The 25,971-nt window shown below is 73.9% G+C and carries 18 protein-coding genes and 1 tRNA gene; 7 read left to right on the forward strand and 12 right to left on the reverse strand.

What is annotated here, in order from left to right; translation table 11 throughout:
• Positions 1 to 421 precede the first annotated feature (421 nt).
• On the reverse strand, positions 422 to 958 hold the full coding sequence (locus ABTY04_RS01640; RefSeq protein ID WP_352211304.1) for a MarR family winged helix-turn-helix transcriptional regulator: 537 nt from the start codon (positions 956 to 958) through the stop codon (positions 422 to 424).
• A 112-nt stretch (positions 959 to 1,070) separates the two neighbouring features.
• Here ABTY04_RS01640 and ABTY04_RS01645 point away from each other — a divergent pair, with 112 nt between their 5' ends.
• Positions 1,071 to 2,366, forward strand: a complete 1,296-nt coding sequence (locus ABTY04_RS01645; RefSeq protein WP_352211305.1) for an MFS transporter — start codon at positions 1,071 to 1,073, stop codon at positions 2,364 to 2,366.
• Between the two features lie 79 nt (positions 2,367 to 2,445).
• Here the strand turns inward: ABTY04_RS01645 and ABTY04_RS01650 are convergent, their stop codons facing one another.
• The gene (locus ABTY04_RS01650) at positions 2,446 to 4,203 is read right to left on the reverse strand and encodes an ATP-binding SpoIIE family protein phosphatase (protein ID WP_352211580.1); all 1,758 of its coding nucleotides are present in this window, start codon (positions 4,201 to 4,203) and stop codon (positions 2,446 to 2,448) included.
• Positions 4,204 to 4,373: 170 nt separating this feature from the next.
• Positions 4,374 to 5,792 carry an NAD(P)/FAD-dependent oxidoreductase gene (locus ABTY04_RS01655; protein WP_352211306.1) on the reverse strand — a complete coding sequence of 473 codons (1,419 nt, stop codon included), beginning with the start codon at positions 5,790 to 5,792 and terminating at the stop codon, positions 4,374 to 4,376.
• 342 nt (positions 5,793 to 6,134) lie between these two features.
• Between ABTY04_RS01655 and ABTY04_RS01660 the strand changes: the two genes are divergently transcribed.
• Together ABTY04_RS01660 and ABTY04_RS01665 are read left to right on the forward strand one after the other, a co-directional pair.
• Positions 6,135 to 6,911 carry a TetR/AcrR family transcriptional regulator gene (locus ABTY04_RS01660; protein ID WP_352211307.1) on the forward strand — a complete coding sequence of 259 codons (777 nt, stop codon included), beginning with the start codon at positions 6,135 to 6,137 and terminating at the stop codon, positions 6,909 to 6,911.
• Positions 6,912 to 7,188: 277 nt separating this feature from the next.
• Positions 7,189 to 9,216, forward strand: coding sequence for a sigma-70 family RNA polymerase sigma factor (locus ABTY04_RS01665; RefSeq protein ID WP_352211308.1), 2,028 nt, complete (start codon positions 7,189 to 7,191; stop codon positions 9,214 to 9,216).
• Here ABTY04_RS01665 and ABTY04_RS01670 read toward each other — a convergent pair.
• Positions 9,203 to 12,403, reverse strand: a complete 3,201-nt coding sequence (locus ABTY04_RS01670) for an ATP-binding protein (protein ID WP_352211309.1) — start codon at positions 12,401 to 12,403, stop codon at positions 9,203 to 9,205. The two genes, ABTY04_RS01665 and ABTY04_RS01670, sit on opposite strands and share 14 nt — an antisense overlap.
• Positions 12,404 to 12,698: 295 nt before the next feature.
• Positions 12,699 to 14,894, reverse strand: a complete 2,196-nt coding sequence (locus ABTY04_RS01675; protein ID WP_352211310.1) for an asparagine synthase-related protein — start codon at positions 14,892 to 14,894, stop codon at positions 12,699 to 12,701.
• A gap of 651 nt (positions 14,895 to 15,545) precedes the next feature.
• On the opposite strand from ABTY04_RS01675, the gene ABTY04_RS01680 reads away from it, so the two are divergent.
• The 4 genes from ABTY04_RS01680 to ABTY04_RS01695 all read left to right on the forward strand — a co-directional run bounded on the left by ABTY04_RS01680 (position 15,546) and on the right by ABTY04_RS01695 (position 20,755).
• Positions 15,546 to 17,180 (forward strand): NsdA family TPR-like regulatory protein, encoded by a 1,635-nt coding sequence (locus ABTY04_RS01680; protein WP_352211311.1) that lies wholly within the window; start codon positions 15,546 to 15,548, stop codon positions 17,178 to 17,180.
• 79 nt (positions 17,181 to 17,259) lie between these two features.
• Positions 17,260 to 18,450, forward strand: coding sequence for an L-2-hydroxyglutarate dehydrogenase (gene lhgD, locus ABTY04_RS01685; RefSeq protein WP_352211312.1), 1,191 nt, complete (start codon positions 17,260 to 17,262; stop codon positions 18,448 to 18,450).
• A gap of 117 nt (positions 18,451 to 18,567) precedes the next feature.
• The gene (gene trmB / locus ABTY04_RS01690) at positions 18,568 to 19,386 is read left to right on the forward strand and encodes a tRNA (guanosine(46)-N7)-methyltransferase TrmB (protein ID WP_502996532.1); all 819 of its coding nucleotides are present in this window, start codon (positions 18,568 to 18,570) and stop codon (positions 19,384 to 19,386) included.
• Positions 19,387 to 19,450: 64 nt separating this feature from the next.
• Complete coding sequence (locus ABTY04_RS01695; RefSeq protein ID WP_352211313.1) at positions 19,451 to 20,755, forward strand: PrsW family intramembrane metalloprotease; 1,305 nt, start codon at positions 19,451 to 19,453, stop codon at positions 20,753 to 20,755.
• Here ABTY04_RS01695 and ABTY04_RS01700 read toward each other — a convergent pair.
• From ABTY04_RS01700 to ABTY04_RS01730, 7 genes are all read right to left on the reverse strand, one after another.
• Positions 20,664 to 21,695 carry a M23 family metallopeptidase gene (locus ABTY04_RS01700; protein ID WP_502996533.1) on the reverse strand — a complete coding sequence of 344 codons (1,032 nt, stop codon included), beginning with the start codon at positions 21,693 to 21,695 and terminating at the stop codon, positions 20,664 to 20,666. The genes ABTY04_RS01695 and ABTY04_RS01700 overlap by 92 nt on opposite strands.
• 291 nt (positions 21,696 to 21,986) lie before the next feature.
• Positions 21,987 to 23,135, reverse strand: coding sequence for a PP2C family protein-serine/threonine phosphatase (locus ABTY04_RS01705; protein ID WP_352211583.1), 1,149 nt, complete (start codon positions 23,133 to 23,135; stop codon positions 21,987 to 21,989).
• A 177-nt stretch (positions 23,136 to 23,312) separates the two neighbouring features.
• A tRNA-Met gene (locus ABTY04_RS01710) sits at positions 23,313 to 23,386 on the reverse strand.
• Positions 23,387 to 23,506: 120 nt separating this feature from the next.
• Positions 23,507 to 23,833 (reverse strand): AzlD domain-containing protein, encoded by a 327-nt coding sequence (locus tag ABTY04_RS01715; protein ID WP_352211314.1) that lies wholly within the window; start codon positions 23,831 to 23,833, stop codon positions 23,507 to 23,509.
• Positions 23,830 to 24,693 carry an AzlC family ABC transporter permease gene (locus tag ABTY04_RS01720; RefSeq protein ID WP_352211315.1) on the reverse strand — a complete coding sequence of 288 codons (864 nt, stop codon included), beginning with the start codon at positions 24,691 to 24,693 and terminating at the stop codon, positions 23,830 to 23,832. The genes ABTY04_RS01715 and ABTY04_RS01720 overlap by 4 nt, the downstream gene beginning before the upstream one ends.
• Positions 24,681 to 25,187 carry a GNAT family N-acetyltransferase gene (locus ABTY04_RS01725; RefSeq protein WP_352211316.1) on the reverse strand — a complete coding sequence of 169 codons (507 nt, stop codon included), beginning with the start codon at positions 25,185 to 25,187 and terminating at the stop codon, positions 24,681 to 24,683. Before ABTY04_RS01725 ends, ABTY04_RS01720 begins: the two co-directional genes overlap by 13 nt.
• The gene (locus ABTY04_RS01730) at positions 25,187 to 25,963 is read right to left on the reverse strand and encodes a 2OG-Fe dioxygenase family protein (protein ID WP_352211317.1); all 777 of its coding nucleotides are present in this window, start codon (positions 25,961 to 25,963) and stop codon (positions 25,187 to 25,189) included. The genes ABTY04_RS01725 and ABTY04_RS01730 overlap by 1 nt, the downstream gene beginning before the upstream one ends.
• Between the last annotated feature and the right edge of the window lie 8 nt (positions 25,964 to 25,971).

The raw sequence follows: 25,971 nt of genomic DNA on the forward strand, positions 1-25,971 counted from the left end.
CATCCACCGGAGTGGACGGGGTATCAACTTCTGGCGTTGATTTTTGGCACGCTGTTGAGTTCTCAAGGAACGGACGCTTCCTTTGTACTCACCCTCTCGGGCTTTCCTCCGGGCTTTCGTTCTTGCGTTTCCGACTCTATCAGACTCTTTCGGGCCTGACCCCCAGTCAGCGGGGTTTGTCTTCCGGGCTGTTGGGCCCTTCCGACTCCCAGAACTCTAGTGGATTTCCCGGTCGATTCATAATCGGCCTTCGGGAATTAATTCGGGCATGCCAAATTCGTTCCCGGTGGGAGATCGTGCTGAGTTGGGTGCCGCAACGAGGCGGCGGGATGTGTCGTCGCCAAAACCTTCCGGCTCTGGGGCAACTCGAAGAACCTTACGGATCCGCGGGGCCGGTGTCAACCCCACGACTCGCGGCAGGTCAGCTCCGCGACTGGAGGTCCTCCACGCGGTCCAGGAGCCGGGTGAGCATGTCGCCCAGCACGCCGCGTTCCGCCGTGGAGAGGTCCTGGAGGAGGTCCTCCTCGAAGACCGTGGCCGCGCGCATCGCGTCGAGCCACTTGCTGCGGCCCTCGTCCGTGAGCTCCACGATGACGCGGACCCGGTTGGACTCGTCCCGCTCGCGGGTCACCAGTCCCTCTGCCGTCATGCGGTCGATCCGGTGGGTCATCGCCGCCGGCGTGAGGCCCAGCTGCTTCGCGAGCTCGCTCGGGCCCATCCGGTACGGAGCTCCGGAGATGACGAGGGCCTTGAGGACCTCCCACTCCGCGTTGCTGATGCCCAGAGCGGCGGTCTGGCGTCCGTATGCGACGTTCATCCGGCGGTTCAGTCGGCTCAGCGCCGAGACCACCTTCTCGACCTGGGGGTCGAGGTCCTGGAACTCGCGCTGGTAGACGGCGATCTGCTCGTCGAGGGTCGGCTCGTGGACGGGCGCAATGCCGTCGGGGGTGTCACCCATGGTTCGAAGTATCGCATGTGCCCGTTGGCATCTAACTCCTTCGATGTGTAGAGTTAAGGATCAAAGTTTAGCTATGAAGTCTTCGGGCTTCAGTTCTCAAGGCAGGTGAGAAGTGACCAAGGTGATGGGCGCTGCGATGCGGCGGATCCAGGCCGGCAACGCGTTGACCGCGTTCGGCATCGGTTTCACGGTTCCGTTCCTCTACATCTACGTGGCGCAGGTGCGGGGTCTGGGTTCCATGGCGGCCACGAGCGTGTTCGTGGCCTTCGCCGTGAGTGCCCTGGTCGCGCTGCCCCTCACCGGTCGGGTCATCGACCGCCGAGGTCCCGTCCCCGTGGTCATCGGTGCGGCCGTCGCCGCCTCGGCCGGCGCCCTGTCGCTCGGGCTGTCCACCGGCATCGCGGCGATCCTGCTGTCCGCCCTGGCGCTCGGCGCCGGGCAGGCCGTCATGCAGCCCGCGCTGGCCACGATGATCGTGTGGTGCTCGACCCCGAGCACCCGGACGCGCGCCTTCGCCCTGCAGTTCTTCATGCAGAACCTGGGTCTGGGCATCGGCGGCCTCATCGGCGGCCAGATCGTGGACGAGAGCCGGCCCGCCAGCTTCACCCTGCTGTTCGGCATCGAGGCCGTGATGTTCCTGGTCCTGGCCGGGGTCATCCTCACCGTGCGGATGCCGCACGCGCCGAGCATCAGGGACGCCGTGCCGAAGGACCCGTCCCGGGCGGGCGGTGCCTGGAAGCGGCTGCTCGGGCACCGGGCCATGGTCGAGCTGCTGGTGCTGGGTTTCGTGATCTTCTTCGCCTGCTACGGGCAGTTCGAGTCCGGTCTCGCCGCCTTCGGTACCGAGGCCGCCGGGATCTCCCCCTCCACCCTCGGCTTCGCGCTGGCCGCCAACACCGGTGCAATTGTCGTGGCGCAGTTCGTCGTGCTGAAGCTGGTCGAGAAGCGCCGCCGGTCCCGCGTGATCGCGCTGGTCGGCCTGATCTGGACCGTCGCGTGGGTCATCGCCGGGTTCTCGGGCCTGGGGCACGGCAGCGCGATGATGGCCGCCGCCGCATTCGTCACGGCGTACGCGCTCTTCGGCATCGGCGAGGCGATGCTGTCCCCGACCCTGGCGCCGCTCGTGGCCGACCTGGCGCCCGAGGGTTCGGTGGGCCAGTACAACTCGGCCTTCGCGCTGGTCAAGCAGATGGCGCTGGCTCTGGGGCCGCTGGGCGTGCCGTTGGGTGCGGGTGTGCCGATGCTCTACGTCGGGGTGTTCATCGCGGTCTCGCTGGGCATCGCGTGGTTGGCGCTGCGGCTCGGCAAGCAGCTGAGCGCGGTGCAGGACAAGCCGTCGCTGCTGAAGGGCGGTGCGGTGCCGGCCGTGGCAGTGAAGGCCGCCGAGCCGGAGCGTGTGCCCGCGTAGCAGCCGGCCGTGCGCCCGTACGGGTGTGGGCACAAGGCCCGGTCCTCCTGGACCGGGCCTTCGTCGTGTCCGTACGCGGCTACTTGTCCGGCAGGGCGAACTCGCACCAGACGGCCTTGCCGCCGCCCGGGGTGCGGCGGGAGCCCCAGGAGGAGGCGATGGTCGCGACGATCGAGATGCCGCGGCCGGTCTCGTCGGCCGGTTCGGCGCGGCGGCGGCGCGGGAGGTGGTCGTCCCCGTCGGTGACCTCGATGATCAGGCGGCGGTCGGTGCGGCGGAGCCTCAGCCGCATGGGCGGGGTGCCGTGCTGGAGGGAGTTCGCGACGAGCTCGCTCGCGGCCAGGACGCCCAGGTCGCACAGTTCGACCGGGAAGCGCCAGGAGGCGAGGACTCCGGACGCGAAGGCGCGGGCGCGCGGGGCGGCCTCGACGCCGCCGAGGAGTTCCAGGGCGGCGTTGTGGAACAGCTCGGCGTCCGCACCGATGCGATGCGGCTGCTGGAGGACCATGACGGCGACGTCGTCGTCGTGGTCGGCGTCCACGCCGAGGGCGCGCATCAGGCGGTCGCAGATGACCGCCGGGGTGCCCTGGGCGCCGGAGAGGGCGCGCTCCAGGGCGGCGACGCCCTCGTCGATGTCCTCGCCGCGCCGTTCGACCAGGCCGTCGGTGTAGAGGACGGCGGTGGAGCCGGGGCCCAGGGCGATGGTGCCCGAGGTGTGCAGCCAGCCGCCGGTGCCGAGCGGCGGGCCGGTCGGGTCGGCTGCGCGGCGTACGGTGCCGTCCTCGTCGCGGACCAGGATCGGGAGGTGGCCGGCGGAGGCGTACGCGAGCAGGCCCTCGTTGGGGTCGTGGACGGCGTAGACGCAGGTGGCGATCTGGCTGGCGTCGATCTCGGCGGCGAGGCCGTCGAGGAGCTGGAGCACCTCGTGCGGGGGCAGGTCGAGGCGGGCGTAGGCGCGGACTGCGGTGCGCAGCTGGCCCATGACGGCTGCGGCGCGCACTCCGCGCCCCATGACGTCGCCGATGACGAGGGCGGTGCGGCCGGCGCCGAGGGTGATGACGTCGTACCAGTCGCCTCCGACGGCGGCTTCGGTGCCGCCGGGCTGGTAGGTGGCGGCGATGCGGAGGTCGTCGGGCTGTTCGAGTTCCTGGGGGAGGAGTGAGCGCTGGAGGGTGACGGCGGCTTCGCGCTGCCTGCGCTCGCTGGCGCGCAGCCGTTCGACGGCTTCGGCGTGGTCGGTGACGTCGGCGAGGTGGATCAGGACCCCGGTGTGGTGGGGGTCGAGGTCGCCTTCGGCGGGGGCCTTGGGGAAGTCGACGGGGGTGCAGGTGACCGTGTACGAGCTGGCGCCGCCGGGGGTGGTGCGGTTCTTGGCGGTTCGGGGCTTGCCGCTGCGCTGGACCTGGTCGAGGAGCGGGAGGAGGCCGAGTTCGCCGAGTTCGGGGAGGGCCTCGTGGGCGGGTGCGCCGGTGGGGCGGGGGCCGAAGCCGGCGGTGTAGGCGTCGTTGACGTAGGCGACGCGGTGTTCGGGGCCGTGGACGAGGGCGACGAGGGCCGGGAGCCGGCCGAGGACCTCCCGTACGGAGAGTTCGTCGAGGGAGGGCACGGCGGCGAGGACGCTGCTGCCGGTGCCCGGGGCGGTGCCCGTGCCGGAGACCGTGGGGTCCGTGGGGATGACGGGGCTGCCGTCCGGCGCCGTGGCCGGTCGGGCGGCGGCGCCGCGGGCTGCCGGGACGGCCCCTTCACCCCGCTTGGCATGGGCGGCGGCGTGTTCGGACCGGGCGGCGGCGCGGCGCTGCGTTCCGGGAAAACGGGCGCTCCAGCGCGTGAAGTTCACTGCGTTCAAGCCTCGTGGTGTCGCAAGTGGTCGCTGTTCCCCCAGCTACCGCTGGGCGGTACCCCCAAGGTGGTCGGTCGCTGGCCGGTGTCGCTCGGTGAATGTCACTGTGTGCAGGTGTGAGCCCACCTATGGTCACACGCCCAGTGTGGCCGACCGCACTGACAACGTCAGCCCTGGTCGTCCTGCGGGGGGTTGGGAGGGGGCGGGGGCGGGGTGTGTCTGTGGCCGTGTCCGGCGGCGAGTTCGAATTCTGCCCTGGGGTGTTCGAGGGAGCCGAGGGAGACGATCTCACGTTTGAAGAGGCCCGAGAGGGTCCATTCGGCGAGCACCCGCATTTTGCGATTGAACGTGGGGATCCGGCTGAGGTGGTAAGTGCGGTGCATCAGCCAGGCGGGGTAGGCCTTGAGCTTGCGGCCGTAGATGTGGGCGACGCCCTTGTGGAGGCCGAGGGAGGCCACGGAGCCGGCGTATTTGTGGGCGTACTCGGTCAGGAGCTCGCCGCGCAGGGAGGCCAGCAGGTTGTCGGCGAGGACCTTGGCCTGGCGGACGGCGTGCTGCGCGTTGGGGGCGCATTCGCCGCCGGGTTGGTCGGCGGTGATGTCGGGGACCGCGGCGGCGTCGCCGGCGGCCCAGGCGTGTTCGACTCCGTCGACGGTGAGGAAGGCGGTGCAGACGAGGCGGCCGCGCTCGTTGCGCGGGAGGCCGGAGGCGGCGAGGACCGGGTGGGGTTTGACGCCGGCGGTCCACACGACGGTGCGGGTGGGGAAGCGGGCGCCGTCGCTGAGGACTGCGACGCGGTTCTCGCAGGATTCGAGCCGGGTCTCCAGGCGCACGTCGATGTTCCGGCGGCGCAGTTCACGGACGGTGTAGACGCCCAGTTCGGGGCCGACCTCGGGGAGGATGTGGTCGCTGGCCTCGACCAGCACCCACTTCATGTCCTCGGGTTTGACGTTGTGGTAGTACCGGGTCGCGTAGCGGGCCATGTCCTCCAGTTCGCCGAGGGCTTCGACGCCCGCGTAGCCGCCGCCGACGAAGACGAAGGTGAGGGCGGCGTCACGGAGGGCGGGGTCACGGGTGGAGGAGGCGATGTCCATCTGTTCGATGACGTGGTTGCGCAGGCCGATGGCTTCTTCCACGGTCTTGAACCCGATGGCGTAGTCGGCGAGTCCTGGGATGGGCAGGGTGCGGGAGACGGATCCGGGGGCGAGGACTAGTTCGTCGTACTCGATCTCCAGGGCGCCGGTGCCCTCGTCGGCGGTGGCGAGGGTGGTGACGGTCGCGGTCCGCTTGGCGTGGTCGATGCTGCGGGCCTCGCCGGCGACGATGCGGCACTTGTCGAGGACGCGGCGGAGCGGGACGACGACGTGGCGTGGGGAGATCGAGCCGGCGGCCGCCTCGGGGAGGAAGGGCTGGTACGTCATGTAGGGCTCGGGGCTGACCACCGTGACCTCGGCTTCGCCGGATCTGAGTTTTCGCTGGAGCCGGAGGGCCGTGTACATGCCGACGTAGCCGCCGCCGACGACGAGGATGCGCGTGCGGGGCGGGGTACCGGGGGCCGTGCCCCGCGAGTTAGCAGCCTTCACCATCCCATGACGCAACGTGGCCGGGAGTTTGTCCACAGGCCTGACACATTGTGTGACCGGAGAGGGTGCCGGTACGGGGCTGCTGGATGGCCTGAGTGGGGGTGGAGTTCCGCAGGTCAGGCAGTGCGGAAGGGGTGATTCCGGAGACTTGGGTCGGAAAAGTGGGGGTGAATGCTCCGATCGGGCGGTGGTCCGTCGGGGGCTGCCTCTTCTGAATTGACTCTGGCTCAACTATGTTCGTATCTCGTCGAGGAGTAAGACCGGGGCCCACCTGACCGTGGCCCACCTCGGCGCGAAGGCGGGGAATGTCTCCGGGGGGAGACAAATGATTACCGGGGGATACATATGCATATTTCCGATTTCCATGGTTCCGCGACCGCACTCTCGGGTGAGAGCAACGGGCGCCTGATGACAGGCGGCACCACGCACGGCGTGGGGCGCTCCACGCCGCTGCGCGTCGACGCCCAGCGCAACCTGGAGCACGTGCTGCGCGCGGCCCGCGAGGTCTTCGGCGAGCTGGGCTACGGAGCTCCGATGGAGGACGTGGCGCGGCGCGCACGGGTCGGCGTCGGCACCGTGTACCGGCGCTTCCCGAGCAAGGACGTCCTGGTCCGCCGAATAGCCGAGGAGGAGACTGCCCGGCTGACCGAGCAGGCCGAGGCGGCCCTGGGCCAGGAGGAGGAGCCGTGGCAGGCGCTGTCGCGCTTCCTGCGCACCTCCGTGGCCTCGGGCGCCGGGCGGCTGCTGCCGCCGCAGGTGCTGCGCGTCGGGTCGGCGGGCGAGGACGGCGTCGACGAGGCGGAGACGGCGCGGGTTCCGCAGCAGCGCCAGGCCGGCGTGACCGGTGGCGGGGCTCCCGAGCTGCGGGTCGTGGGCGGGCGGATGCCCGTCGAGGACGAGCCCTCGGAGGACGCGGGCGCGGGCGCACTGCTCGAAGTGGTCGGCCGGCTGGTGGACCGCGCCAGGGAGGCCGGTGAGCTGCGCGGCGATGTCACGGTGGCCGATGTGCTGCTGGTGATAGCGACGGCCGCTCCGGCGCTGCCGGACGCGGCGCAGCAGGCGGCGGCTTCGTCCCGGCTGCTCGACATCCTGCTCGAAGGGCTGCGGTCCCGGACGGCCTGAGCCGTACGGGAGGCAGTCCTCGCGGACGCCCCTGCAGGGGTGCGCGCGGCTGCCCGTTCCACCCGTTCCACCCGTCCACCGGCCCGCCCGGTTCGTCGACCTGTTCGTCGAACGGTGCCCCGAACGGCTGCTCGCTCGAAAGAGTGAGGATCGGTACGGGGTTTGACCGGATGCTGCCCGGACGGGTGGATGGTGTGGAGTGGGGTCCGGCACGCGCCCCCCGTGTGACAGGCTTCGACGGTGTACCGGTTGAGTCTGTCCTGCGGGGGCTTCCGCGATGAGCGTTGACGGTCGGGAAGAGCCGCTCGGTGGTCCCGGCGGCGAGGTCGAGGCGGACAGCCCGGCCGTACGGCAGGTCCCGGCGCAGCGCCAGCCGCGCCGGCGGCACGCGGCCTCCGGATACTCCGGTGCCGAGCTGCCGCCGTCCGACGGGGACCTGATCGCCCGGATGCGCGGGGGCGACGACGGTGCGTACGAGGAGCTGTTCCTGCGGCACGCCGATTCCGTTCGGCGCTACGCGCGTACCTGCTGCCGGGACGCGCACACGGCCGACGACCTGACCGCCGAGGTGTTCGCCCGGACGCTGAAGGCAGTACGGGGCGGGGCCGGGCCGGACCAGTCGGTGCGCGCGTACCTGCTGACCACGGTGCGGCGGGTCGCGGCGGCGTGGGCGAAGACGTCCCGGCGGGAGCACCTCGTCGAGGACTTCGCGGTGTTCGCGGAGCAGGCGGCCTCGGGGACCGAGGTCGGCAGCGGGCTGTCCGGCCTGTCCGGGGACGACACCCTCGAACTGGGTGCGGATGTCCGGGCGATGCGCGAGGCCGAGCAGTCGCTGGCGATGCAGGCCTTCCGGAGCCTGCCCGAGCGGTGGCAGGCCGTGCTGTGGCACACCACCGTCGAGGACGCCTCGCCGAGTGCGGTCGCCCCGCTGTTCGGGCTGAGCGCCAACGCGACGGCGGTGCTGGCCGGCCGGGCCCGGGAGGGGCTCAAGCAGGCCTACCTGCAGGCGCACGTGAGCTCCGCGCTGAGTGCGGGCGGGGATTGCGCCCGGTATGCGGACCGGCTGGGCGCGTATGCCCGGGGCGGGCTGCGGATGCGGGCCGAGCGGGGGCTGCGCAGGCATCTGGAGGAATGCGTGAAGTGCCGGCTGGCCGCCGGGGAGCTCAAGGACGTCAACGCGGGCATTCCCGCGCTGCTGCCGGTCGCGGTCATCGGGTGGCTCTCTGCCGGGTACGCGGCGAAGGCGGCCGGTGTGCTGGCCGGCGGAGCCGTCGTCGGGGGCGCGGGGGCTGCGGCTGCGGGCGCAGGTGGATCGGGCGCGGGAACAGGTGCCGGGGCCGGTGGAGGGACCGCGGGGGCCGGTGGATCGGCCGCGGGGGCCGGTGGAGGGACCGCGGGGGCGGGTGCCGGGGCCGGGGCCGCCGGGTCTGGTGCCGGAGGGGCCGGGTCCGGGCTCGGGAGTGTGGCGGTGTCCGAGGGGCTCGGGCTGCCGGCCAAGGCCGCCCTCGCCGCCGGGATCGCGGTCGCCACGGCCGCCGGGGTGGTGTTCGCACTGGCCGGGGACGATCCCGAGCCGGGCGTCCGGGCGCAGCCCGCGCCGAGTGTGGCGGCGCCGGCCGTGCCGCCGGCCCCGGCTCCGCGCACACCGGCGCCGGCCGATGCGGAGCCCCCGGCCGCGCAGGGCACCGCAGCGTCCGAGCCGGGCATGGCTCCCGCTTCGCCGGCTCCCTCCGCGCCGCAGCCGAAGGCCCCTGCCCCGGCCGTGTCCCGGGCACCGGAACCCGCGCCGACGGCGAGCCCCGTACCGAGCCCGAGCGCGAGCCGGGGCAAGCCGACTCCGGCCCCGTCGCCGTCCGCGCCGAAGCCGCCGCAGGAGTTCCGGCTGGCCGGGCTCGGACACTCGGCGTTCGGCGACCACAGCGGTCCCGAGCTCGACACCTGGCGCAGCAGCTGGGTGTGGCAGCGGTGGGGGCTGCGGATCGCGGACGGGCGGTTCACGCAGGGGATCACCGTGAACTCCCGTTCCTCGGTGGAGATCACCCTCAACCGGCAGTGCGCCGCGTTCTCGGCGCGGGCCGGGGTGGACGGCATGTCCCTGTTCACCAACGGCACGGTGCGGTTCTCCGTCTACGCCGACGGGCAGCGGCTGTGGCGGTCGGGCGCGCTCGGGTACCGCGATCCGGCCGCCGTCGTCGACGTCCCCCTGACCGGGCGCAAGACGTTGCGGCTGGTGGTGGAGCAGGCCGGGCAGGGCAGGGTGGCGACCCTGGCGAGCTGGGCCGACGGTGTGATCAGCTGCCGGTGAGGAGGGCGACGACGTCGGCCGGGGACAGTTCCGCGCCCGCCGTCTCCTCCTCCTCGTAGCGGTCGGGACCCAGTACGGCGCGGGCGTCGTCCGGGACCCCGCCGACGGCGCTCTGTTCCGGGACCGAGCGCGGGTGGCCCGCACGCCAGGCGGTGGCCGCCGCAAGCACCCGTACGGCCTCCGCGCTGCGGCCGGCGGCTGCCAGCAGCACGGCCGCGGTGTCGGCGAGCGAGGCCAGGACGCGCTCGGCGCAGTGTGCGGCGACGGCGGCGGCCAGAGCCGGTCCGAGCTTGGCGAGGCCGGCCTCCGGGACGTGTTCGCGGGCGGTGAGGGCGGCGTCGATGTTGTCGAGTCCTGCGGTGAGCTGTACGGGCACCGAGGTCTTTCGGGCTGCGGCCCGGGCGCGTTCGTACTCGGTACGGGCCCGCACGAGGTCCCCGCGGACGAGGGCGAGGAGCGCTGTGAGCATGCCGCCGTAGGCCCGGACGTCGTACACCCCGCCGTAGCGGTCGGCTTCGGCGCTCGCCTCCGCCAGCAGCTGCTCGGCGCGCGTGAAGTCCCCCGAGCAGAAGGTGGCCTCGGCGATGCGGGCGAGGGCCAACGGCGCCTCCATGTGGGCCCCGACCTCGCGGGCCAGGCGCAGGCACTCCTCGTACTCGGCGCGGGCCCGGTCGTACTGGCTGCGGGAGAGCGCGACCTCACCGGCGGCGCTCGCGACTTGGGAGCGGGTCCAGCGGTCGCCGACCCGGTGTGCGATCTCGTGCAGTTCCGCAAGGTCGGCGTCGACGGCGGGCAGGCCGCCGGTGATGTCGATGGCCACGTGGGTGCGGAGCATGAGGGTGACGCCCAGCTCCCAGTCGCCGCCGTGGCGGCGGCAGTTGTCGACCGCCTCGTCGAGCCCGTCGCGGAAGTCGAGGGCGTCGCCGGTGAGGAGGGCGGTCATCGGCCAGAGCATGCCGGGGAAGCAGGCGGCTTCGGGGCCGCCGCCGCGCAGGACCCGCCGGAGCCGGTCGGCGTGAGCGATGTTCTCGGGGGTGCGGAACTCCTCGGGCGAGTGGGCCTCGGCGAGCAGGAAGACGTGGAACATCTGGACGCGTATGAAGCGCCAGTACTCGGGAGTGCCCTCGGGCGGCTCCTCGGCGGGGCTGCACTCCAGGACCCGCCCGACCCATTCCGCGCCCTCGGTGCGGTAGTTGCGCAGCCACCAGAACCAGCCGAGGGCGAGGACGAACCGCTCGGCGGTCTCGGTGGCGCCGGTTTCGGTGGTGTGCAGGAGTGCGGCGCGGAGGTTGTCGAGCTCGGTCTCGATGCGCCGGATCCAGGGGAGCTGGACGGCGTGGCGCAGCAAGGGCTCGGCCTCCTCGGCGAGGGCCAGGAAGTGCGCGGCGTGACGGTGGGCGGCGGCGCTGCGGTCGGCCGGGTGCGCGGCCGCGCGCTCGGCGGCGTACTCGTGGATGGTCTCCAGCATGCGGTAGCGCATGCCGGTGCCGTCGGGGCCGGGGGCGGCGACGACGAGGGACTTGTCGACGAGGGAGCCGAGCAGGCCGAGGGTGTCGGGGTCGGCGCACACGGCTTCGGCGGCGGCCACGTCGCAGCCGCCGGCGAAGACGGACAGCCGGCGCAGTACCGCCCGCTCGGGTGCGTCGAGCAGGTCCCAGGACCAGTCGACGACGGCCCGCAGGGTCTGCTGGCGGGGCAGTACGGTACGGGATCCGCTGGTCAGCAGCCGGAAGCGGTCGTCGAGCCGGTCGGCGATCTGGCGCGGGGTGAGCAGCCGCAACCGGGCCGCGGCCAGCTCGATGGCGAGCGGCAGCCCGTCGAGGCGGGCGCAGATCTCGGCGACGGCGGCCGGGTCGGCGGCGGGGGTGAAGCCGGGGCGGACGGCGGCGGCGCGGTCGGCGAAGAGCCGCTGCGCGGGGTCGGGAGGCAGCGGGTCGACGGGGCGGACCGTTTCGCCGGGTACGCCGAGGGGTTCGCGGCTGGTGGCCAGGATCCGGATGCCGGGGCAGTGGGTGAGGAGGTGCTCGGCGAGTTCGGCGGCGGCGCCGATGACGTGCTCGCAGTTGTCGAGGACGAGGAGCAGGCGGCGGTTCGCGCAGTGTTCGACGAGCTGGGCAGCGGGGTCGGCTGTGGTGGTCTTCTCGCGGGCGACGAGGGTGTTCTCGCGCAGGCCGAGGGCGCTCAGGACGGCCCCGGGTACGGCGGCGGGGTGGTCGAGGCGGGCGAGTTCGACGAGCCAGCCGGGTTCGGGGTGGGCGCCGGCCGCGTGCTCCGCGAGGCGGGTCTTTCCGGAACCGCCGGGGCCGGTGAGGGTGACGAGGCGGAAGCGGGCCAGGTCGTCGTGGAGGGCGGCGAGTTCGGGCTCGCGGCCGACGAAGGAGGTGAGGCGGGGGCGCAGGTTGCCTTCGGGTGCCGCGGGCGCCGCTGCCGGCGGTGTGGGGGGCGCGGGCCGGAGCAGCTCCGCGTGCAGGGCGGCGAGTTCGGGCCCGGGGTCGGCGCCGAGGGCGTCGGCGAGGGTGCGGCGGGTGCGCTCGTACGCGGCGAGGGCGTCGGCGGGGCGGCCGGCCGCACGGAGGGCCCGGAGCTGCCGGGCGCGCATCGGCTCGTCGTACGGGTGCTCCCGGATCAGTGCCTCGATCTCCGGCAGGAGGGACGCCGGGTCGGCGGAGCCGCTCCGGAGCTCGGCGTCGATCCGGTCGCGGAGGGCGGCGGTGCGGTGCGCTTCGGGGGCGGCGGCGTGGTCGGTACGGGCCGGCTCGGCGAGGTCGGCGAGGGCCGGGCCGCGCCAGAGGGCGAGGGCGGCCCGGAGGGTTCCGGCGGCGGTGCCGGGATCGGCGGCCAGCTCACGGGCGCCTTGGCGGGCGAGCCGGGTGAAGCGGTGCAGGTCGACGTCGTCGCGGTCGGCGACGGCGAGGCGGTAGCCGCCGGCGGGGTCGGCGTGGACGGTGTCCCGCCCGCCGAGGGCCTTGCGGAGGCGGGCGACGAGGGCCTGGAGGGCGGCGGGTGCGTCCTGGGGCGGGTCGTCGCCCCAGATCTCGTCGACGAGATCGGCGACGGACGCGGCGGCCGGGCCGCCGGCGCGGAGCGCGAGGGCGGCGAGGAGCGCGCGCAGGCGGGCGCCGCCGATGGGGAGGGGGGCGCCCGTCTCGTCACGCGCCTGGGTGACGCCGAGGATGAGATACCGCACCGGTCAATTCTGCCTTGCCACCGGAGGGTTCAGGGCTGCCGGTGAAGGGCTCCCGCACCCCACCGCGCCCCCGCGCCTCAAAACGCCGGCAAGGCCGGCCGTGCCGGAGCGGCCCCGGACAGCCGACAGCGGGCGCGGGGACGGGCACGCCGGGCAGCGGACCCGCACACGGCCGCAGGCAGGAGGGCGCACACGGCCCCGGGGCGCGCGGCAGCCAGACACGGGACGGGCACAGCCGCAGGCAGGCGGCCGCAGGCGGGGTCTGCGCGCCCCGGCCGGGGGCGGGGGCACGGGGTCAGGAGAGGGCCGGGCGGCGGACCGGGACTCCTGTCGGGACCGCTCGGCGGCGGGGGGTGGAGGTACCCGTCCAGCAGGTGCCGCGGCGGGCGAGGAGGCGGCCGAGCCACAGCTCCATCGAGACGAGCTCGGCCAGGCCGTCCAGCGGGACCGGGCAGCCCTCCGCCGCGTCCAGCAGGGCCTGTTGGACGACGCGGGCCTCGATCAGCCCGGCGTCCGCGAGGAGCGGGGACGTGAAGAGGGCCAGCAGGGAGGTGAGCGCCGCGCGCAGGCCGACGCGGGTGGCCGTCTCGTTCGGGGTGTGCGCCGAGGCGCCCCAGCCCGGCGGGAGTTCGCGTACGCCCGCCGAGGACAGCACGCTGCGCAGGATCGCGGCCCGGGCGCCCGGCTGGACCCGCAGGGATTCCGGGAGGGCCCGGGCGGCCCGTACGACCTGGTTGTCCAGGAACGGGGCGTGCAGGCGCTGGCTGCGGACCTCGACGGCCTGTTCGAAGACCCGGTGGTCCGCCGCGTGGCGGGTCAGCGCGGCGCGGGCCCTGGCCTCGCCGGGACGCAGCGAGAGCGGGGGCCGGCCCGCGGCGGCCGCAAGGCGGATCGATACTTCCGCCAGGGCTTCGCCGGTGAGCCAGCCCGCCGCCGGGCCGGGGCGGGACCAGGTCAGGGCGGCCAGCGAAGCGTCGACCGGGTTCGACGCACCCCCTGCGACAGAGCCTTCGCGCAGCCGGGCCGCCGCCGCCTCCATGCCCGCACGGTACGGGGTACGGGCGAGCCGGCGGGCCGCCGAGTAGACGGAGAACGGGACCAGCAGGGAGAGGGCGGAGTCGCCCGGCGCCGAGCGGGCCAGTGCCGCGACGGGGCGCAGCAGGTGGCGTCGGCGGCGGTCCATCAGGAGGTCGGCGAGCCGGGCCGGGTGTGCGTCGAGGACCTGGCGGGCGCCGTGCCCGGTGAAGTGGTCCGCCGAGCCGGCCGCCAGCCGGCGCCGTTCGCGGGCGGCGGTGACGAGGGAGGGACCGGGTTCGTCGGTGAGGGGGCCGTCGAGTTCCGCGTACGGGAGGGCTTCCTCGGCGGCGGCCACGACCACGTGGTGCAGCCGGGGGCTGGCGGCGATGGCCCGGGCGCGTTCGAGTTCGGCTTCGCGGCCCTGTGGGGTGGCGAGGTCGTTGAAGGTGACGGCGAGGAGCCGTTCGCCGGTGCGGTTGACGATCGTGCCGGGGGCGCCCGGGAGGCCGGCGGCGAGCAGCGCGAGGGTCGCGGAGGCGCTGCCTCCGGAGAGGTCGGCGCCCACGCCGGGCACCGGCGCGGGTGCGCCCCGGGCCGCACGCCGGTCGGCGGGGCCCATTCCGGGCACGGGGCCGGGGTCGTGGGGCAGTGTGTCGGGGGCATGCCGCGGTGCCGTGAGCCGGGCGCGCACCGCGTCCACCAATGCTTCGCGTACGCCCTCCACCGCGGCCTCGGGATCGGCCGCGGGCGCCGCGACCGCGAGGGAGGCCACCGGTTCGTACCCGGTGATCTCGCGCGAGCCCTCGCGCAGGATCAGCGCGTGCCCGGGCGGGATGCGCCGCACGCCGACGTACGGTGTGCCGTCGCCCAGTGCCTCCGGGCTGTCGGGGCAGGCCAGCAGGGCCGCGAGGTGGCCGATGTCGAGCTGGGCCTCGATGAGGTCGGCGAGCGGCAGCGCGGCGGTGGCGTACGCCGTCCCGCCGGCCCAGGGCGTGTAGAAGACGGGCCGCGCGCCCGCGAGATCGCCGACGACGGTGATCCGGCGGCCGGTCTGGACGACGGCGGTGTAGCTGCCGGACCACTGGGTGAGGTGGCGCAGGGCGCCGCCGCGGGCGGCGAGGAGGGCGCTGCGCAGCTCGGCGTCGGTGGCGCCGCAGCAGCCGAGGACGGCGAGCCGGGTGAAGGGGTCGCCGGGGTCGGCGGCGAGGGTGCGGATCTCGTCGGGGCGCCAGTCGCCGACGGCCCAGAGGGGGTCGGGGTCTCCCCAGAGCAGTTGGGCGCCCACGGGCACGACGGTGCGTTCGGCGTCCTGGGCGGCCGGGTCGTCCGGATGGCCGGCGTCCGCGATGCCGCCGGTCAGGGGTCCGCCGGAGGAGCCGGAGGAGCCGGGTCCGCCGGGTCCGCCCTGGCCGGAGACGCGACCGGCCGTGCCGAAGCTCGCGGCGATACTGCTCCACCCCACCAACCAGCGCACCGCCGCCTCCCCAGCCCGTGGGCAATTGACCGGGGCATGAACGGCGTGGTCGGCGCTGAGGGCGCGGCCGAGGGGACCCCGGGTGGCTCGGGGTCCATGCTGCCACGAGACAGGCGTGCGAGAGTGACCGAGGAGGGCGCACATGCAAACGAACACACCCCGGCCACACGGTATTTGACGTTCCGTTCCCACCGTCCCATAGGTCGGTTTCGGCCATTCTTCGGCCGTACTGAGTGCCGTCGCACGCCCAGGGGCGCCCGGCCGCGGCGGTGCGCGTGGCGCGGTCCGAGAGGCGGGACTCGCCCCCCGGACCGTTCCGCCACCCGCGGGGATTGGGGCGGCGGCATCCCCCGGCCCGCCGGATCCACGCAGCGGGCCGACCCACGCACGGCACATCGAATCGCCGGGCCCGGTGACCGGCCAGAGCGCACGGACGGGCGCACGGCCACACGGACGGAGCACGGGAGGGGGCGTACGCCCTCGGCGCGGGCCCCTCCCCGACTGTGCATGCGGACAACAATCCCGCCATCCGGAAGTCGGGGCCTTAACGCTTGGGAGGCGGGGAACTACGCTGGGTTTACGAAATGCCGGGCAACTATGCCTCGGCGGCGTATGCGTTGTGTGCGTTCCGCGTGTGACGAGGGGTGGCGCATGTCCAGGGAGCTCCGCGAGCCCAATGAGAAGCTCGGCGCCGTCCTCGCCCTCGCCGGCATCAGCAACGCAGGGCTGGCCCGGCGGGTCAACGACCTCGGCGCACAGCGCGGCCTGACGCTTCGTTACGACAAGACGTCGGTGGCCCGGTGGGTGTCGAAGGGAATGGTGCCGCAGGGCGCGGCCCCGCATCTGATCGCCGCCGCGATCGGCGCGAAGCTGGGACGCCCGGTGCCGCTGCACGAGATCGGGCTGGCGGACGCGGACCCCGCGCCCGAGGTCGGCCTCGCCTTTCCGCGGGACGTGGGCGAGGCGGTGCGCTCGGCCACCGACCTCTACCGGCTCGACCTGGCCGGCCGCCGGGGCGGTGGCGGGATCTGGCAGTCGCTGGCCGGCTCCTTCGCCGTGTCCGCGTACGCAACGCCCGCCTCGCGCTGGCTGATATCTCCGGCCGACGGTTCGGTGGCGCGCGAGCCCGCTCCGTCCCGCGAGACCGTGGCGTCGCGCGAGCCGGTGGCGGACACGGCGTCCGCGGCCCCGGCGCAGGGGCCGACGGCGTCGCCGGCAGCGGCGTCTTCGTCAACGGGTCTGCCCGCACAGTCTTCGGGTGAAACACCGCACGCCCCGCCCGCAGCGGTGCCCGCGACCGCCCCCGTGGCCGTGCCCGTATCCGTGACCGTGCCGGCCGCCGTCGTGGGGCTGTCGGATCCGTCGCCGCAGCGGGTGGGCCACAGCGATGTGACCAAGCTGCGCGAGGCGGCCGAGGACGCGCGCCGCTGGGACTCCAAGTACGGCGGCGGGGACTGGCGTTCGTCGATGGTCCCCGAGTGCCTGCGCGTCGACGCGGCGCCGCTGCTGCTCGGCTCGTACAGCGACGAGGTGGGCCGCGCCCTGTTCGGAGCGACCGCCGAACTGACCCGGCTGGCCGGGTGGATGGCCTTCGACACCGGCCAGCAGGAGGCGGCCCAGCGCTACTACATCCAGGCGCTGCGCCTGGCCCGCGCGGCCGCGGACGTGCCGCTGGGCGGGTACGTGCTGGCCTCCATGTCGCTCCAGGCGACCTACCGGGACTTCCCGGACGAGGGCGTGGACCTCGCGCAGGCGGCCGTCGAGCGCAACCGCGGCCTGGCCACCGCCCGCACCATGAGCTTCTTCCGGCTCGTCGAGGCGCGGGCGCACGCGAAGGCGGGCGATTCGGCGGCCGCCGAGGCGGCGCTGCGGGCGGCGGAGGGCTGGCTGGAGCGGGCGCGGGCGGGTGATCCGGATCCGACCTGGCTTGGTTTCTACTCGTACGACCGTTTCGCGGCGGATGCTGCGGAATGCTACCGGGACCTCAAACTCCCCCGGCAGGTCCGGCGCTTCACCGAGCAGGCGCTGTCGCGGCCGACGGAGGAGTACGTACGCTCGCACGGGCTGCGGCTGGTGGTGAGCGCGGTCGCCGAGCTGGAGTCGGGCAACCTGGACGCGGCGTGCGCGGCCGGTACGCGGGCGGTGGAGGTCGCGGGCAGGATCTCCTCGGCGCGGACGACGGAGTACGTACGGGACCTGCTGCACCGGCTCGAACCGTACGGGGACGAGCCGCGCGTGGCGGAGCTGCGGGAGCGGGCACGACCGCTGTTGGTGGCCCCCGCGTAGCCCCTTTGTCAGTGGCGGGGTGCAGTATGCAGGGGTGGGAGGTGGCAGCTTGGGCGGCGGCATGGGCAGCGTGGGCAGGATGGACTGCGATGTTCTGGTGATCGGCGGTGGCATCGTCGGCCTGTCGACGGCGCATGCCCTGGCGCAGCTCGCCCCGGGGACGCGGGTGGTGGTGCTGGAGAAGGAGTCCGGCCCGGCCCGCCACCAGACGGGCCGCAACAGCGGGGTGATCCACAGCGGGATCTACTACCGGCCGGGGTCCCTCAAGGCGCGCTTCGCGGTGCGCGGGGCCGCGGAGATGGTGAAGTTCTGCGCCGAGCACGGGATCGCGCACGAGGTCACCGGGAAGCTGATCGTCGCCACCGGGCGGGACGAGCTGCCGCGGCTGCACGCGCTGGTGCAGCGGGGCCGGGAGAACGGCATCCCGGTGCGCGAGCTGGGCCCGGCGCAGATCTCGGAGTACGAGCCGGAGGTGCGCGGCCTGGCCGCGATCCACGTCGGCACCACCGGGATCGTCGACTACGGGCAGGTGGCGCAGCAGCTCGCGGAGTCCTCCGGGGCGGAGATCGTCTACGGCGGGGCGGTGGACCTGGTCTCCCGGCGGGCGAGCGGGGTCGCGGTCCGGACGACGGCGGGGCTCGTGGTGCGGGCGCGGGTGCTGGTGAACTGCGCGGGGCTCCAGTGCGACCGGGTCGCGCGGCTGGCCGGGGACGACCCCGGAATGCGGATCGTGCCGTTCCGTGGGGAGTACTACGACCTGGCGCGGCCCTCGCTGGTCCGGGGGCTGGTCTACCCGGTCCCGGATCCGGCGTTCCCCTTCCTCGGCGTGCACCTGACGCGCGGGATCGGGGGCGGTGTCCACGTCGGGCCCAACGCGGTGCCGGCGCTGGCCCGCGAGGGGTACGGGTGGGGCGTGGTCCGGCCGCGGGACGTCGCGGACGAGCTGGCCTGGCCGGGATCCTGGCGGATGGCCCGGCGGCACTGGCGGTACGGGGCGGGCGAGATCCACCGGTCGCTGTCGAAGCAGGCCTTCACGGAGGCGGTACGGCGGCTCCTGCCCGGGGTCTCGTCCTCGGACCTGGCCCCGGCCGGGTCGGGGGTCCGGGCGCAGGCCGTCCTGCGGGACGGGACTCTGGTGGACGACTTCCTGATCCGGGACGCCCCGCGTACGGTCCACGTCCTGAACGCGCCGTCCCCGGCGGCCACGGCCTCGCTCCCGATCGGCCGCGAGATCGCCCGCCGAGCCCTGAACACCCTCCGGGTGTCCTGACCCCTCCCGATCCGGAGCGCCTCAAACGCCAGCGGGGCTGAAGGAGCCGGGCCCCTGCCCCCGGTCCCCGGGCGGAGGCGGCGGGGGACGGGGGAGGGGTCGTAGAATCTGGGCATTGTGTCTGAGTCCCTCACCCCCCAGCCCAGCGCCCCGGAAACCGCTCCGGAGGCGAACTCCTACGTGCCCCCGAAGTGGCGGACCGAGCCCCGTTTCCCCGACGGGCCCTCCCCCGACCCGGCCGGCTCGCACCACGAGCGTCGGATCCGGAGCTTCCAGCCGCGGCGCAGCCGGGTGACCACCGGGCAGGGCGAAGCCCTGAAGCGGCTCTGGGGGACCTGGGGGCTCGACATCGACGGGAACTCCGTCATCGACCTCGAACAGCTCTTCGGCGGGCTGCCCGTCGTCCTGGAGATCGGGTTCGGGATGGGTGAGGCCACCGCGCAGATGGCCGCCGCCGACCCCGCGACCGGCATCCTCGCGGTCGACGTGCACACCCCCGGCCAGGGGAACCTGCTGGCGCTCGCCGAGCGCGGCGGTATGACCAATGTCCGCGTCGCCAACGGCGACGCGATCATCCTGCTCCGCGAGATGCTGCCGCCCGCCTCCCTCGCCGGGCTCCGCGTGTACTTCCCGGACCCGTGGCCCAAGGCCCGCCACCACAAGCGGCGGCTGATCCAGCCCGAGTTCCTCGACCTGGCCGCCACCCGGCTGGCCCCCGGGGCCGTGCTGCACTGCGCGACCGACTGGGAGCCGTACGCCGAGCAGATGCTCGAAGTGCTCACCGCGCACCCGGAGTTCGAGAACACCCAGGCGGACGGCGGCTACGCGCCGCGGCCCGCCTTCCGGCCGCTCACCCGCTTCGAGGGACAGGGCCTGGACAAGGGTCACGTGGTGCACGACCTGCTCTTCGCCCGCCGGGCGGCCCCGGACGCGTAGCGCTTACGGGCGGAGAAACGTCAACGTCACTCCCCGTGTCGGAACGACTCGCTAGAGTCATCGCGTGTTCCGAGCGCTCCCTGGTGTCCGTGCGTGCGTGTTCGCCGTGCTGTCGCTGTCGGGGCTGGCGATCCTCGAACTCGTGCGGGAGCAGACCGGCACCGCCGGGTTCTTCGCCGGCCTCGGTCTGGCCGTGCTGCCGGTGCCGCCGCTCATGGCGGCCTTCCGGTGGCTCGGCCGGGCCGCGCCCCGGCCCTGGGCGCAGTTGCTGTTCTGCTTCGGCTGGGGCGCCTGCACCGCGGCCCTGATCTCGATACTGGCCAACAACTTCGCCACTGAGTGGATAACCGCGGCCACCGCCGATGCCTCCGCCGCCGACCGGCTCGGCTCGGTGGCGGTCGCCCCGGTGGTCGAGGAGAGCGCCAAGGCCGCGGCCCTGCTGCTGCTGTTCGCGTTCCGAAGGCGCCAGTTCACCGGCCCCGCGGACGGATTCGTGGTGGCCGGGTTCACCGCCACCGGCTTCGCCTTCACCGAGAACATCCTCTATCTCGGCAACGCCTTCGACGAGGACGCCCAGAGCGGCGCCGCCGCGCTGGACTCGGTGACGGCCGCGACGTTCTTCGTGCGGATCATGGTCTCGCCTTTCGCGCACCCCCTGTTCACGGTGCTCACCGGGCTCGGGTTCGGCGCGGCGGCGCTCGGCACCGGCCGGGCGCGCAGGACCGGGCTGCCACTGCTCGGGCTGCTGGCCGCGATGGGCCTGCACGCGCTGTGGAACAGCTCCTCGCGATTCGGGGAGTACGGGTTCTACGTGGTCTACGGCTGCGTGATGGTCCCGGTGTTCGGGCTGCTGCTGTGGCTCGCCGTGCGGATAAGGCGGCACCGGCTGCGGGCCGTCGCCGGGGAGCTGGCGGTGTACGCGGCCGCCGGGTGGCTGCGTCCGGCGGAGGTGCCGGCCCTGGTGTCGATGCCGGCCCGGTCGCTGGCCCGCGCGCTGGCCCGGAGCACCGGGGGCCGGGCGGCGGGCAGGGCGGTCGCCCTGTACGAGGCGGATGCGGCCGCGCTGGCCCTGCTGCGGCACCGGGCGCGGCACGGGGGACCTGCGGGAGAGCCGGATTTCGCCTGCCGGGAACGGGAGTTGCTGCGCCGGCTGTGGCTGCGCAAGGCGACGGCGGGGCCCGCCCTGGCCCGGGCCGCGGTCCTGGAGGAGCTCCTTCCGCCGCGGCCGGTGCCGCTCGGGCCGCTCGAACCCCTGGAGCTGGTCTTCGTACCGCCCGCTAGACGCTCAGGCCCTTGGACTCCAGCCACGCCAGCGGGTCCGTCGTCGCACCGCCCACGCGCACTTCCAGGTGGAGATGGGGTCCGGTGACGTTGCCGGTGGCGCCGACGCGGCCGATGGTCTCGCCGGCGGAGACCGTGCCGGAGGTCACCGACATCGAGGACAGGTGGCAGTACCAGATCTCCGTACCGTCTTCGAGCTCCAGCACGATCCGGTAGCCGTACGCCCCGGACCAGCCGGCCGAGGTGATCTTCGCGCCGGCGACGGCCTTGACGGGGGTGCCGGTCGGGGCGGCGAAGTCGAGGCCGGTGTGGTAGCCGGAGGACCACATGGAGCCGGCGTCGCCGTAGTGCGAGGTGAGGGTGTAGGCGGAGGTGGGGAGGGAGTAGCTGCCGGCGGGCTGGGCGGGGCGCTCCTGCTCGGCCTTGGCGTCGGCGGCCTCCTTGGCGTCGGCGGCCTCCTTGGCCGCCTTCTCGGCGGCCAGGCGGGTGTCGTCGGCCTCCTTCTGCGCGGCCTCCCGACTGGCCTTGGCCTCCGCGGCGGCGGCTTCCTGCGCGGCGCGCTCGGCCTGGGCCCGGGTCTGGGCCTCGGCGGCGCTCTCCTGGGACTCGGCCTGCTGGAGGATGCGGCCCAGGAGCATCTCCCCGGCGTCGGTGTGCTGCCCCGCCTGCTGCGCGATGATGCCGGTCGACCGCGCGGAGGCTCCGGCGCCGTGCGCGGTGTCCGACGCGTTCGCGTGCTGCGCGTCGGCCTCGGTGTGGCCCAGGCCGAGGTCGGGCAACGAGGGCATGGATATGGCGACTTGGGGCCGGTCCTGTGCCGTGGCGATGCCGCCCGCGCCGACCGCCGCGATGACGCCGACGCCGAGCACGGTGGAGCTGCGGGCAAGTCCCCCGCGCTGCTTGGCGACCCGGTGCTTGCCGCGGGGCGGGCGGGCGGAGTCCTCGGTGGGGTTCCACTCGCCCCAGGCGCCCGCGGTGGGCTCTTCCTGGAGCTCGATGCCTTCGGGGGCAGGCGAGTTGGAGGCCACCGGGCCACACTCCTCATGGACGCGCACGCGCACGGTGCCGTCTCTTGCGACGGCTGGGACGACCGCGCTGCGTTATCGAACGGTAATAGACGGAGGGGAATGATTCCAAGCTGTTGCGATTGATCGTTAGCGGCAATCAGCCACTCCCTGCGGAACCTTGGCCATCACTAATGCCGTTTAAGCGGATCAATCAGGGCAAAAATCAAGCAAGATCCACATCTCTCCAGCCACACCCGTGCATTGACGGCCCGTCATAAACCTTGCGGAGCGCACTTTTTCAATTACAGACCGTCACGGAGCGACCGCGGGTACGGCATCCCGCCGCTCCGGCCGGCCCACCGCGAGCAGCGCCATGTCGTCGGTCGCCGCGCCGCCCGTGTGCCGGCGCACGTCGCTGCCGAGCGCCCCGAGCAGTTCGCCGGGCCCGCCGAAGACCCGCCCGCTCAGCCGGGCCGCCGGATCGTAGAAGACCCCCGCCGCGTCGCGGGCCTCCGTCAGCCCGTCCGTGTACAGCAGCAGGGTGGCCCCGGCCGGGAAGGCCCACTCCTGCGCCCGGACCGGCCAGGCCTCGGCCAGCTCGCCCATGCCGAGCGGCAGCGCGGGTTCCGCCGGGGCGAGGACCGCCAGGTGCCCGTCCGCGTGCAGCAGCAGCGGCTCGGGATGGCCCCGGTTGAGCAGGCGCAGCCGCTCCGCGCCCGCCGGGATCTCCCCGAGCACGCAGGTCGTGAACCCCTCCACCGAGTCCAGGCCCTCGCGCCGGTCACCCTCGCGGGCCAGGGACCGCTCCATCCGCCGTGCCAGACCCTCCAGCGTGGGCTCCGTCTCCGCCGCCTCCCGGAAGGCTCCGAGGACCACCGCCACCGCCTCCACCGCCCCGAGCCCCTTGCCCCGTACGTCGCCCACCGCCAGCCGCACTCCGTACGGGGTGTCCTGGACGGCGTACAGGTCCCCGCCGATGAAGGCGTCGGCCTGTGCGGCCTCGTACCGGGCGCAGACGTGCAGGCCGGCGATGCGCTCGGCGGGCGTCGGCAGCACGGCGCGCTGGGCGGCCTCGGCGATCCCGCGCGCCGAGGCGAGCTGCTCGCCGCTGCGCCGTACGACCCGGTTGATCAGGACCGCGAGTCCGGAGACCGTCAGCACGGTCACCAGCTCGGTCAGCGCCTCCACCTTCCAGGTGGTGCTGTTGAGGATGTGCAGCAGGACCACCGCGAGCGAGGCCAGCACACCGGTGAGGACCGTGGCCACGAGGGAGGCCAGCGGGGCGGCGATCAGCGGGGCCGCGGAGAAGAGGGGGGACCCCGTGTAGCTGGGCGGGGTCAGCATGTCGAAGGCGAGGCCGAGCGCGATCAGTGCGACCGGGAGCGTCCGGACCACCTTCCGGGCCGTACCGCTGCCGGCGCCGGTGCCGCCCGTGCGCCCGCCGCTGCCCTGCTGCCCCAGCCCCACCACGCTGCTCTCCTGCCCGGTCCCTCACACGGGTGCGGGCCGCTGCCGCATCGCCCCTCAAGGCTGGGGGCGGCAGGGGCGGTACGGCGACCCGGCCCGGGCCGATCGGGTGAGGGTGCACCAGGGAACGACGAAGGCCCGGTTCCCAAGGGAACCGGGCCTCGTACTGAGTAGCGGGGACAGGATTTGAACCTGCGACCTCTGGGTTATGAGCCCAGCGAGCTACCGAGCTGCTCCACCCCGCGTCGGTAGACACAACTCTACGTCATCGGTGGGACCAGTCGCGCCAATTAACCTCCCGGCCACCCTCAGGACCGACATATGTGCAGGTCAGAGCCGTCCAGACCGGTGAAATCCCGGTTCCGTCAGCCGGTGATCATGCGGAGCAGGGCCAGGGATCCGATGCCGAAAGCGATCGTGAGGTAGAAGTTCCGGGTGTGCCGGGCCAGCAGCAGGGTCGGCACGGCCAGCCAGAGTCCGTAGTTGCCGGGACCGAGGTCCAGCGTGCCGGCGGGCGCGAACAGGGACGGGGCGAGCAGGGCGGCGATCACTGCGGGCGGTACCTGCCGCAGCCAGACCACGACGGGCCGGGGCAGCGCCGCCGCCGCGAGGAAGAGCGTGGGCACCAGGCGGGGGCCGAAGGTGACAGCGGCCATGCCGACGATGGTCAGGGCGAGCGTGAGGCCGCTCATCGGACCGGCCCTCCTTCCGGGCCGGGGTTCTCCGAACCGGGGGCTGCCGTCCCGTCTGCCGCAGTTCCGGCGTGTCCCTCACGGGGTGCGATGACCAGTCCGAAGGTGGCCGCGGCGGCCGCCGCGGCCAGGACGGCCCAGTACTGGAGGCTCAGCAGGGTCAGCCCCACCGCGCCGGCGCCCGCGACGACGGCGACGGCGAGCCCGCGCCGGTCGGTGATGATCCCGGCCGCCAGCAGGGCCATGAACATGGCGGGCAGGGCGTAGTCGAGGCCCAGCGCCTCGACGTCGGTGACGAGGTCACCCGCCAGCACGCCCACGAGCGTCCCCGCCACCCAGGAGCCGTGCACGGCGGTGTTGAAGGTGAAGACCTCGGCCTTGGGGCGCTCCGCGCGGTCCGCGTACTGGGCGGAGTGCACCGCAAAGGCCTCGTCGGTGAGTTCGTACGCGAAGAGCGCCTGCTCCCGGCGCCGCCATCCGGCGAGCCGGGGGGCGATCGCGGCGGACAGCAGCAGGTGGCGCAGGTTGACCACGAAGGTGGTCAGGACAACGGCGTACGGGGCGGCGCCGACGGCCAGCAGCTGGAGGGCCGCGAACTGGGAGGAACCGCCGTACACGAAGGCCGACATGGCGACCAACGCCCACCACGGCAGTCCGGCGGTGTGGCCCAGCACGCCGAAGGCGAAGGCCACCGGCACGTATCCGAGCATGACGGGGACGGCCTGCCCGAATCCCGCCGCACCGGCGGCCCGGGCCCGGCCGGCCGGAGCGGGGGCGGCCGGTCGGGCGGCCCCCGCCCCGGGGGCCCCGGCCGCGGCGTGGTGCGCCGGGGCCGGGGGGTCGGTCGCTACAGATCGCACTCGAAGGTCCTCTCTCCGAGGGCCGGACGGAATCCCACGCCCGTCCAGAGGGCGGTCGCGGCCTCGTTCCCGTCGAGGACGGCGAGGAAGATCCGGTTGACCCCGCGGCGGCGGAAGGCCGCCAGGGTGTCGACCGCCATCACCCGGGCCAGCCCGAGCCTGCGGTGGCCGGGGTCGACCACGGCGTGGCTGATGCTCCCCCGTACGCCGAACGAGCCGGCGAGCAGCGCCGCGACGACCCGGCCCGAGGGGGTGCGGACCACCCGGCACAGGTCGCAGGAGTGGGCGAGGTGCCCGGCGAGCAGCCTCTCGTCCTCCCATTCGCAGTACGCGGCCTGCGGCGCGGCCCGCAGCAGCTCGATGACCTGCGGGATGTCGGCCGCCGTCATCTCCGCGGACACCGCTGTGGCGGCCGGTACGGCGGCGGGCGCCTGGGGCTCGTACGGCCCGACCAGTACGTGCGGCTCTTCGAGCGCCAGAGCTGCGGCGCTCATCAGACCAGCGTCTCGTACGGAGAGCCGGGCAGGGAGAAGGAGATCGCGAGGACGTCGCGGTAGCCGCCCTTGTCCTCGGCCGCGCTCAGGCCCGTGACGTGGTGCTTCATCGCGCGGTCCTCGAAGATCAGCGAGTCGAGCGGGGTGAGGAAGGTGCCCTTGGCGAGCGGCTCCTCGTCCCAGGTGAAGACGGTGCTGTGGCCGCCCTCGACGTCGACGCGGGAGATGAGGTGCAGGCCGGCCCACGGGTAGCCGTCCGAGTGGATTCCCTCCGGGACGAGCTCGTTGTACCGGCCCGGGTTGATCTCGATGCGGATCTGGTGGATCTGGCAGACCCAGGCGCGGTCGCGGTACTCGTCCTCGATCGGCAGGTTGTCGAAGTCGTAGCGGACCAGGGCCTGGAAGAGCGGGTTGCGGTACGTGGCCTCCTCGACGTCGCCGAAGTGGCGCTCGATGCCGCCGACGAAGGCGTTCATGGCCTCGCTCTGGTAGTACGCGACGTGGTCGAGCGGGGCGAGCTCGCCGGTGGCGGGCACGTACGTGAAGTCGCTGTAGCGGCGGGTGCGTACGGCGCGGTCGCCGCCGCCGAAGTGGGTGTCGGGGGTGAGCCGGCCCCAGGACGCCTGAAGGCCGTCGAAGGCGGCGGCGAGTTCCGGGGACAGGGTCAGGTCGGCGGCCGCCACGAGGGCGTAGCGCTGCTCGCGCAGCGCGTCACGGAGGTCGGGGCCGACGGCGGTGATGGTGTCGGGGGCGGGCGTCCGGGCAACGGTGGTCATGGCCGTGT

This window comes from Streptomyces sp. NPDC097981, assembly GCF_040302565.1.
Classification (GTDB): domain Bacteria; phylum Actinomycetota; class Actinomycetes; order Streptomycetales; family Streptomycetaceae; genus Streptomyces.